The 10,360-nt window shown below is 62.7% G+C and carries 8 protein-coding genes; 3 read left to right on the top strand and 5 right to left on the bottom strand.

Annotated features, from left to right (window positions below):
- Nucleotides 1-318: 318 nt before the first annotated feature.
- The 5 genes from IWX75_RS17140 to IWX75_RS17120 form a co-directional block, all read right to left on the bottom strand.
- A complete protein-coding gene (locus IWX75_RS17140; RefSeq protein WP_196823469.1) occupies nucleotides 319-2,082 on the bottom strand; it encodes an IucA/IucC family protein in 1,764 nt (587 codons plus the stop codon).
- Nucleotides 2,079-2,675, bottom strand: a complete 597-nt coding sequence (locus IWX75_RS17135; protein ID WP_196823468.1) for a GNAT family N-acetyltransferase — start codon at nucleotides 2,673-2,675, stop codon at nucleotides 2,079-2,081. The genes IWX75_RS17140 and IWX75_RS17135 overlap by 4 nt, the downstream gene beginning before the upstream one ends.
- A complete protein-coding gene (locus IWX75_RS17130) occupies nucleotides 2,672-4,366 on the bottom strand; it encodes an IucA/IucC family protein (RefSeq protein WP_196823467.1) in 1,695 nt (564 codons plus the stop codon). The genes IWX75_RS17135 and IWX75_RS17130 overlap by 4 nt, the downstream gene beginning before the upstream one ends.
- Nucleotides 4,367-4,470: 104 nt before the next feature.
- Nucleotides 4,471-5,820 carry a lysine N(6)-hydroxylase/L-ornithine N(5)-oxygenase family protein gene (locus IWX75_RS17125; protein ID WP_196823466.1) on the bottom strand — a complete coding sequence of 450 codons (1,350 nt, stop codon included), beginning with the start codon at nucleotides 5,818-5,820 and terminating at the stop codon, nucleotides 4,471-4,473.
- Nucleotides 5,817-7,397, bottom strand: a complete 1,581-nt coding sequence (locus IWX75_RS17120; RefSeq protein ID WP_196823465.1) for a pyridoxal phosphate-dependent decarboxylase family protein — start codon at nucleotides 7,395-7,397, stop codon at nucleotides 5,817-5,819. Before IWX75_RS17120 ends, IWX75_RS17125 begins: the two co-directional genes overlap by 4 nt.
- Nucleotides 7,398-8,106: 709 nt before the next feature.
- Between IWX75_RS17120 and IWX75_RS17115 the strand changes: the two genes are divergently transcribed.
- From IWX75_RS17115 to IWX75_RS17105, 3 genes are all read left to right on the top strand, one after another.
- Entirely contained in the window at nucleotides 8,107-8,844 is a 738-nt protein-coding gene (locus IWX75_RS17115) for a mycothiol-dependent nitroreductase Rv2466c family protein (RefSeq protein ID WP_196823464.1), read from the top strand.
- A gap of 21 nt (nucleotides 8,845-8,865) precedes the next feature.
- Entirely contained in the window at nucleotides 8,866-9,366 is a 501-nt protein-coding gene (locus tag IWX75_RS17110; protein WP_196823463.1) for an SRPBCC family protein, read from the top strand.
- A gap of 332 nt (nucleotides 9,367-9,698) precedes the next feature.
- Complete coding sequence (locus IWX75_RS17105; protein ID WP_334684450.1) at nucleotides 9,699-10,295, top strand: MaoC family dehydratase; 597 nt, start codon at nucleotides 9,699-9,701, stop codon at nucleotides 10,293-10,295.
- Nucleotides 10,296-10,360 lie beyond the last annotated feature (65 nt).

Raw genomic sequence — 10,360 nt, 5'->3', positions numbered from 1 at the left:
ATCACGGAACGCGGGGTCGTACGTCTTCTTACTATGAGCGGTCATCTGAAACGGAGGCTCCAATCAAGCTGTCTCACAAAACCATACGACCGCACTTGATGCCACCACCCTCACACGCGGATGGTTTTGAGAAGCAGCGCTGGAAGACTGATGCACAAATCCATCGAGCACCGCGAGACAGTTACCTGAACGTCAAATCAGCTATAAACATCCGGGACTGCTGAAAGATTTGTTCGACGCTCTTCTCCGATTCAGCGGAACCCCGGTATCAACGCTGATGACTCCAGCAGGTCGCGTAGACCGTAAGACTTTGATGGTTCAGTTCGGGTTGTACATGGGGTTGGGCATAGAGCCTGTTTTCGCTATGGGCGGGCGGGTGGCGAGATCCGTGTAACCCATGCGCAGGCGGTAGCCGTTGAGTGGGTAGCGCCCGAATTCCCGGCCCAATAGCCCTGTGGCTCCAAGCTGGGCGGCTTGTTCCGGATGGGCGTTGGCATAGTCCGTGATGACGTTACGGGTGAGGCTCCACAGCTGAGCCGAGCTTGCCGGCATTCCATGGGTGTCCAGCAGTTGGCCAAGCGGCGCCCAAACACCCAGAAAAAGCGCGTCCACGAGGTATTGCCGCAATACATGCCAGGGCTTGCGCGGCAGGACGCGCATCGGACCGTCGGGTTCCCAGGAGCGGGCGGGAACAGGATCGGTGCTGATACAGACGTCGTCCACGAGGTCTTTGATGACCAGCCTGCTTGGCATGCCCTCGGCGTCGCAGATGATCATGAGGTTCTCACCGTGCGGATTCACGCTCACGCCGTACGTGTGCAGCAGGTGCAGCAGCGGCCGGAGGGTGACGGACACCAACGCGTCAAGCCAATGCGAAAGCTGACGGCCCGAGCGTTCCGCGAGGGCGAGCAGCGCCGTTTCGCCGTCGGGATCCTCGTGTATCACCAGAGCCAGCGGCCAGGCTGTTTCGCCTGCACCCAAAAAAGCGTCTACCGGTTCGCGCCAGATGCAGCCAAGAGTTTCATCCCACTGATAGGGCACGCCGGGGTAATCGGCTAGGTGAGGATGGCGCACCGTCACCGAAGCCACCTCTCCGAGCAGGACGGCGTGGGTGTGAAGGACCGGATCGCCCTCCCAGATGGAACGCAGCCAGTGCGTCGTGATGGGTGCGGCGAGGGAACAATGCCGGGGGATTCCGCGGTAGACCGAGGTGTTGAGGATTTTCAGCGGCAGTTTGACCTGCATTCTGGTGGGCTGGTCAATGTTGACCAGAGTGCGGATTGACTGCGTGGGACGGTAATCGTCCTCTGCCTCGCCCAGGACGATGATCTGCCCTGCGAGCATGCTGCCGGACCAGAGCTGGCGGACGACGTGGTCCACCTGCCATGGGTGCGCTGGGAGCATCAGGTAGCCGGATGGGTCGGCGCCGGCTTCCCGCAGGAGTGTCTGGAAGCGCTCCTGCGCAGGCGGATCAAGCTCGCGGCTGATCAGTTCCTGCTCCGATATGGAGGGAACGGACCGGAATTCGGCGAGTTGCCGGGATACGGCCAACCATATTGGGCGGAGTGTCTGGCAGGCTTCCGGGGCGTAGCGGGCGCAGTCCGATGCGGCGAAGCCGAGCCGGCCCTTGTTGGCAACTAGCAGGGGGTGTCCGGTTAGCTGGCCTTCCATTTCCGTGTGCGGAAGCTGTACTAGCTGCTTGGACGGAATGCCCGTGGCAGCCATTTGGGCGTCGGCTGCCAGGGTGGCGGAAAGCTCGGCGATGTAATTCGCTACGGTCGTGCCGGTCAGGTCAAGCCGGGCCGCGGCGTCGATGACGAAGTGGCCCGGATCGTGCGCAGGTTCGCTTTCGTCGTCGCCCAGTACGCCGCGGCTGATCCCCTGAATGCTTCGCGGGTCGACGACGTAGCTGTCGAACATGGTGCGGTTGGCCCGGAAGGAGTAGGACGAACCGTCGAAGTCGATCCGAAGATCCTGCGGCTCGCCAGAAGCGACAGCGGGGGATTCGGTGCTCAGGAGCTCTTCCGAGAGCAGGGCTCCTATTAGTTTGGCCAGGAGCTTGGCCGAAGTCAGATCGATCACAGTAGGGCTTTTTCTTGCGTGGCGCCGTCAACAGACGAGAACTTTGCGGGTTGTGGGCGTTTATCCGTACTCGCTGCCATCAGTTGGGCGGCCTTGTCCGGCAGCTGCACCGTTCCAAGCGATGCGAAACCTGCCTGGCTGAAGGCACGATGGGAGCTGATGTTTCGGATGTCCGGCTCGGCCATCAGCCGGGGGCAGCAGTCCAGGATCTCGGTAGCTTCCCGGAGCACGCCGCGGATGATGCTGGTACCCAGGCCTCGTCCGCGGCTCTGTTTACCGACGGCGATGTGCATGCCCAGGTCGCTTTCGGAGTGCTCGATGTAGTCGCCGAGGACATCGGCCGCGACCCGGTAGACCTCAACGTAGCCTGTCACGTGGCCTCCTCGGTCCAGGGCAAGAGGTAGGCTTCCGGGGTCCTCGGTCATCTGTCCGAGGTAGTCCGTCCAGCGCTTCGCGTCCCAGTCCTGGTGCCACCACTGTGCCACCTCGGGCTCGGCCATCAGCGAGGCCAGCTCTACAGCGTCCGCGGCAGTGGCCGGACGCAGATGCTGCTCGCCCAGCACCATGTCCTGTTTCCAGCTCAGAATCTTCATGAGCAGGTCACCAGGGGGTTTGGAATGTTCAGGTAGACGGACTGCGCGTCAACGGGCGCCACGACTTCATCGATTCCCGCCAGGCGCGTTGCCAGGTGTGCCTTGCACGGCAGGGTCGGGGCGGTCAGCCAACGGTCCACGAGCCGAGTTCCAGCCTTACCTGCTGCGGCAAGGGCCGGTTGGGCGGCGAGCAGGCGCTCTCGCACCACCGCGAGCAGGAGGTCTTCGTTCGCCATTTTCTCGGCAGCCATTGAACCGACCAGCGAGAGGAGCTGGTTGTGCAGCAGGTAGTAGGTCAGCCGGTCATCGACAATGCTGTCCTCGGCGACAGCCAGCGTGCTGGACTCCGCCCCGGTGCAGGCCAGTACTTCGGTCAGGCGTGAGGCCGCCAGGTAGTAGCCCTGGTTGTCGCGGTAGGCGCCGCCGGTGATCCGGCCCTTGGAATCGAGCCGGACGAGGGTGTTTTGTTGGTGGCCTTCAAGGCCGATGCCGGTGCTGGCGTACAGTGCCAGCATGGGGACCAGGACCCGGTCGATGTAGGAGGCCAGCCACGCCCCGGGATCGTTGCACCAGCGCGACAGGTGGCTCGGACCCCAGGCCTCGGGGCCTGATGGAGCCGAGGGAGCGATGAGGCCGGCCAGGCACATCAGGCGGTCCACACCCTCCGGAACCTCTCGGACGGAGACATCCAGGCCCGTCAGGGTCCCCCCGGTTTCGTCGGCAGGATCGATGACAGCGGCCCAGGCCGGATCACGGACGATCGTGAAGCCCGGGTCGCTGTAGCGGATGTAGCCGGCATCGATGAGCTGGTTAACTTCGACGCCCCGGCGGAGTTCGGTCGCGGTGGCTTCCCGGACGGAGTTGGTGATCTTCAGGCCGAGGGAGAGCTTGAGCATTACCGGGTGGTCGGGGTGGAAGAGGGTGCGAAGGCTCGAGGTGGCCCACCATGGCTCGCCGAGGGGCCCCAGGGAGCGAAGGAGGCCCTGGTCCATCAGCTTCTTCACCGCGGTCCGTTCCTGGACGGCCTCGGCCTGCCAGGGGTGCGCGGGAATCAGCACGTGCTCCGGTGCCGGTTTATGGCCGGCGATCTCGGACAGCAGTTCGTGTAGTGCGTGGCTGCCCAGGGCCGGGGATCCTGTCACCTGGCCGCTTGTGGCCACTGAGCGGTGCGCCTCGAACCAGTGGATTTGGAATTGGCCGTGAAGTTCGGGCGAGTAGGCCTGCAGTTGTTCCGGGGTGAGCTGGTCCCGGCTTTTCGGTGCAGGGTGCTGCAGGTGTCCCAGTAGCAGGGATCGTTCCCCTTCCAGGAACAGCGGTTGGTCGAGGGAGACGGTCTGCTTGCGGGTCGCGAACTTGCTGACGTTGTGGACCGACTCTTGCGTCCGTTGGAGAAGGAGGGCGCGTTCCTGCGGATCGGCGTCGGATGTCAGCAGGGCCAGCAGTTCTTCCGCCGACACCTTGTGCCGGGTCCCGTCCGGGTGGACTATCGCGACATCGGTGAAGCTGTGCAGTCCGGTTAGGGACAGGTGCGCGCAGCTGGCGGTCACGTTCATCGATGTCCCGGGGACCGGGGTGAAGAGGCCGTCGGTAGTGACGATGATGCCCTGTTCACGTATCCAGCAGCGGAGCACGGCATCCAGGTGCGCTGCCCCGGCCAGGGCCTGCAGCCCGATCGTTGCGGTGGCGCTCATGTTGCGCACTCCGCGCCTGAAGGCTGTGGACGAAAGAAGGTCAGTGGCATTCGACGCTCTCGTTTCTATCGGTTCTTAAGGATTGAAAGCTGTGACTGTGGAGGTCAGACCGTAACCTGTTCGGCGCCAGCCCAGGACCCTGGCACGGCGTCCTGCCCGGGTGCACCGAACTGCTGGAAAGCAATGGAACGCTCCACCGGGTAGACCTCCCCGCCAGTAATTTCACGCAGGATGCATGAGTTCCGGTAAGCGGCCATACCCAGGTCGGGCGTGGCAAAACCGTGGGTGTGCAGCTCCGCGTTCTGCACGAAGATCTCGCCCGGCACGATACCTGTGTCATAGTTGCGCGAGACATCGAAGCGTCCCCGGGAGTCGCGCCGGATGCGGTCCTGGATGCCGGAGAGGAAAGCCGGCTCCTGGTATTTGTATCCCGTGGCCAGGACGAGGGCCTGGGTGTCCAGACGGTAACGGCGACCCTGTTCCTCGTGCCGCAGGTGCAGGCTGTGGATCCCCGCTGCGGAGTCCCACTGGACGCCTTCCAATGCGGAATGGGTCAGCAACCGGGTGTCCACCATCCCGGAGAGGCTCTTGGTGTACAGCAGGTCATAAATGGCGTCGATCAGTTCGGAGTTAATGCCCTTGTAGAGGTTCTTCTGGGTGCCGATGAGCCGGTCTCGGTCATCGGCGGGAAGATCGTGGAAATAGTCCACATACTCGGGCGAGGTCATCTCAAGGGTGAGTTTGCTGTATTCCAGTGGAAAGAACCGGCCCGAGCGCGTCACCCAGTTGAGCTGGTAGCCGTGCACATCGATTTCCTGGAGGAGCTCGTAATAGATCTCGGCCGCGCTTTGCCCGCTGCCGACGATCGTGATGCTCTGCTGCTTTTGCAGTTCCCTTTTGCGCAGAAGATACTCGGCGTTATGCAGAACCACCCCGCCCTCGCCGACAATTCCGGCGCAGGCGTCAGGGATATGGGGCGCGGTACCGGTTCCCAGCACCAGGCGCCGGGCGCGTAACACCTCAGGCCCGTCCGGGCCCTGCACCGCCAAGCAGTACACGCCGTCGTCATACCGAATGTCCAGCACATCGGTGCCAAAGCGCACCGAGGCCAGCTGCGCGGCCACCCATTGGCAGTACTGGTTGTACTCGGCCCGCAGCGGATAGAAGTTTTCCCGGATGTAAAAGCGGTACAGGCGACCGGTCTGCTTAAGGAAGTTCAGGAAGGAAAACGGCGAGGTGGGATCCGCGAGAGTCACGAGATCGGCCATGAACGGTACCTGCAGGTGCGCTGGCTCCAGCATCATGCCGGGGTGCCAGTCGAAGGACCCGCGACGCTCGAGGAAAACGCAGTCAAGTCCCTCCAGTGGTTCGCTCAGAGCCGCAAGGCCCAGGTTGAAAGGCCCAGCACCGATGCCCGCCAGATCGAAGATCCTGTCGGCGTCGGGAATACTCACGCGTGCATCTCCTGCCGGGCCGCGAGCAGTCCTTTGCCCGTGCGGCGAAGGAGCTCGATGATGTCGCGAATGTCGTTCACTGTGGTCTCCGCGTTCAGCAACGTGAATTTTAGATAATGCCGGCCAGAAACCCTGGTGCCAGCCACGACAGCCTCCCCGGACGCGAAGACCGCGGCGCGGATGGCAGGGTTGAGCGCGTCAGTGTCGTCCTCGCTCAGGGCGATACCGTCCACGGCAGCGGGACGGTACCGGAAGACAAGGGTGCTCAGCTGCGGCTTTGCGGCGAGCTCGAAGTCGGCGTCCTCCGCCAGCAGCCCACCGACGCGGTCGGCAAGGTCGATGACCTCATCGAACAGGGCACCGAGGGCGTCCGCGCCCATGATCCGCAGTGTGAGCCACAACTTCAACGCGTCGAAGCGCCGTGTGGTCTGGAGGCTTTTATCCACCTGGTTGGGGATCTCAGCCAGCGCGGCGCTCTCCGGGTTGAGGTAATCGGCGTAATAGGTCACGTGGCGCAGCATGGCGCCATCGCGCACCAAGACCGCGCTGGAGCTGACTGGCTGGAAAAACGTTTTGTGGAAGTCCACCGTGACCGAATCCGCGAGCTCGATGCCGTCCAGCAACCTGCGGTACCGGCCCGAGACGATCAGCCCGCCCCCATAGGCTGCATCCACATGCAGCCACGCACCGTAAGCACGTGCCAGGGCAGCGAGTTCCGGAAGCGGATCGATGGCACCGAAGTCCGTCGTCCCCGCGGTAGCGACAACTGCCATCGCCACGAGCCCGTCGTCGTGGGCCGAGGCAAGCGCCGCACCCAGCGCAACCGCATCCATGCGGTGATCGGGTCCGCAAGGCACCGGGATCACAGCGTCGAAGCCCAAACCCAACAGGGAGGCGGACTTCAGGATACTGAAGTGGCTGTCCTCCGAAGTGAAGATCCTCAGTCTGTCCAGAAGGCAGGGAAGCCTACCGGCGACCGCACCGCGGAGCCTTAGTTCTTCGCGGAGCCCGGCCACGCAATGGTTACGGGCGATCAGTAAGGCCTGCAGATTGGACTGACTGCCCCCGGAGGTGAACACGCCGTCGGCGTCCCCTCCGAAACCAAGGCGTTCAGCGGCCCAGTCGATAAGGCGACGTTCGATCATGGTCGCACCGGCGCTTTGGTCCCAGGTGTCCATGGAGGAATTCATCGCGGACAGCACGGCTTCGCCGACCAGAGCAGGGATGACGACAGGGCAGTTCAAATGCGCGGCGTAACGGGTGTCGTGAAAGTAGACGGCATCGCGCAAGTACAGCCCGTCCAGTTCCTCGAGGGCGGCCGCAGTGTCGGACAAGGGACGCTCGAGATCGACATCAGCCACACGCGCCTGGAGCTCGGCCGGCTGGACGCCGGTGAACGGCCGGTCCGTCCGCTGAACCTTAGTGGCCACGGCGCTGACGCCTTGGATCACCTGAGCCACATAGCTAGGCGCGTTGTGCTCGTTGAACAGCTGGCTGGTGGCCGCAAGGGCCAACTCCACCCTGGAGCCAAAATCCTGATCCGGAGCAATTCGTTCCTCAACACTAAACGGCTTCACGTCAGCCTCCTTCCGTCGGCGATGCACATTAGGTTAGCCTTACCTAATATTGTTATCTCGTCAAACTCACCGCGTGTTCTTACAGATAACAGCGCGCAATCAGAGACAGGAGTGCAGTCGGCTCCGGGGAAGGAGTGTTCACTGAAAACCGCTCCGGGGACTGATGATGTACTTTCAGCTAATCGGCGTAGCTGTACCGAGCAGAAGGTAATGCTGTGGCTTACCCACAGGTGGATGACCCATAACAGGAGCCGTGGGCAGCGAGCCGAGTCTTAGCGAAGACCGGGGAGGGTGTGCTGGCTTGTCCATTTGTCAGCCGTGGTTTCGCCTAACGGCCTCGAAGTGTCTCGCAACCTCCACCTGCATCAGCAAATCGAGTGATCAGTTGAAACGTATGGTGGCAAGACACTTCCGCCCGCAGAATCACGGGGGAGCGGGATTGTCTCATCGGAGTGTGTTGCAACTGAAGGTTTGCAAGACTTACGCGATTATCATCCGCCAGACCAAAGTGGATGACGCAATTTATGCGCAAATCCGTGGAACGAACACCGGCCGTCCTGACGTTCAGGGAGTTGGCGATGAGGGGTATTGGGTGTGACTGGGCCCCTATCACTACGCGGGGACCCAACCAACATAAGTGTCCAACCTTTTTGGGTTGGGGCCTCGATTCGATTAGACGTGGGTTATCAACCGGTGTAAACGTGGATGTGTGGATGCTGACATCAACTTTTATTTTGACCCGGTTTGCCCTTTCGCCTGGATGACGAGCAAGTGGGTGCGGCAGGTGCAGGCGCAGCGCGATTACACCGTGGATTGGCGGTTCATCTCGTTGCGTCTGATCAACTCCGAGGTTGACTATGATGCGCATTTTCCGCCTGAGTACGAGGCCGGACACACGGCGGGGCTCCGGCTTCTGCGGGTGGCGGCCCGGGCACGTGCGGAGCATGGCCGTGAGGCGATGGCCGGGTTGTATGCCGCGTTCGGAGCGCACATCTTCGATGCTGCCCCAGACCCGGGGAACCAGCGCACCGAGGGTGAAGTGCGTGAGCGGCGTGGGACGCGTGAGTTCGTGGAGCCGATCCTCGCCGAAGCTGGCTTGCCCCTGGCACTGGCGGAGGCTCTCGACGACGAGTCCTGGGACCGCGAGATCCGCCAGGAGACGGATGAGGCGCTAGCGCTGACGGGTAAGGATGTGGGCACGCCCATCATCCACTTTGAGCCACCCGCCGGTGTGGCCTTCTTCGGGCCGGTGATCAGCCGGCTGCCAGAGGAAGATTCGGCCGCCGAGCTGTGGGACCATGTCGTCGGATTGGCACGCTTCCCTGGTTTCGCGGAGCTCAAGCGCAGCCTGCGCGAGCAGCCACAGCTTGCTGCCCTCGGTGTCGACGCCGATACGGTCGGTCAGCAGGAGGACTGGCACGGTGGCAGCCGGCGCCAAAAGAAGTGATTGGTCTGTGAGGATAGACCGATGAGTCAGACAAGCATCCGCCATCTCCAGGAGTCCGTCACGGTTCAGGCTTCAGCCGAGACGCTCTACGACTTGGTCTCCGACATCACCCGCACCGGTGAGTGGAGTCCGGTCTGTACGTCGTGTTGGTGGGACGACGAGGTCGACGCCGGCCAGCTCGGTGCCTGGTTCACCGGGCGTAATGAGCTCCCGCACCGGTCATGGGAGACCCGGTCGCAGGTGGTGGCTGCCGACTGCGGTCGCGAGTTCGCCTGGGTGGTGGGTGGCAGCTTGGTTCGCTGGGGCTTCACCCTGACCCCGGCAGATACCGGGACGACCCTGAGCGAGTCGTGGGAATTCCTGCCGGCCGGGATCGCCATGTTCGAGGAGAAGTACGGTGACGGGGCGTCCGTTCAGATCACCGACCGCACCCAGCAGGCGCTCGATGGCATCCCGAAAACGCTCGCCGCGATCAAGCGGATCGCCGAGTCCATCACTGCAAGTGAGGATGCCTGGTCCTGACCGGCTCACTCGGCGCGTCCAACTGAACCGAAGTCGCAGCCCAAAAGACTTCGTTGAAGATCAACAGAGATTGTCACCGTCTTGCAGCGAATCCGGGTTGTGAGCTACGGCCACGAAACCATCACCGTGCTCTCAGGCGTGCAGTTGCATCCCCTTTCCATGCTCTGCAGAGCGCGTGACCGTTCGCGGGTCCGCCAGCCCGCCGGGCATAGTGCTGACGGCAACGTCCGAATCCTGAACACGGCCGCAGCCAGCTTTCAGCGGCCGCGGCCGCTGAAAGGCGTGTATTAAGTTCGGCGAGTGGGTTTTCATGGTGAAAGGCGGGACAGAACATGGCAGGTGATGCGATGACGCCGGGACTAGTGCCTTTGCCGGATCGTTTCTTCGACGATTATCTGCCGGGCCTCGTGGGCGTGTTTGGTGCCGAACCGGTCAGCGAGGCGGAGATTCTGGATTTCGCGGCCCGCTTCGACCCGCAAAGCATTCACACCGATGCCTCAGCTGCCGCCGGTGGCCCGTTCAACGGTCTGATTGCCAGCGGCTGGCACACGATGGCTCTGATGATGCGGATCCTGGTCCGGTACTACCTGAATGAGGCGGCGAGTCTGGCATCTCCCGGTGTTGACGAGCTGCGCTGGCATAGACCTGTCCGCCCCGGGGATGTCCTTTCCCTTCGGTGCACGGTGGTGCAGGCCCGTGTTTCCCGGAGCAAACCTGACCGCGGCCTCGTACACACCGCTATCGAAATCCTCAACCAGTACCAGGAAACGGTGGCGACCCTGACGATGATGAATCTCCTCCGCCGCCGCCCCGACCCGGACCCTAGCCGGCACCAAACAGCAGCAGCTACAGGTTTTATGCCTCCGTGGTGCCCGTTGCCGGGCCCCTGTCGCTACGAGGGGACTGCTGAAGGTTTGGTTGACTCCTGACCTGTGAGGATAAGCCTCGCGGGTGGAAGGATGTTCATCATGCCCAAGGCCTTTCCCGAAGAGTT

It is taken from the genome of Arthrobacter sp. CAN_A6 (genome assembly GCF_015751715.1).
Classification (GTDB): Bacteria; Actinomycetota; Actinomycetes; order Actinomycetales; family Micrococcaceae; genus Arthrobacter_D.
Note: the sequence above shows the minus strand (reverse complement) of the source record. Positions and strands in the feature narration are given on the sequence as shown.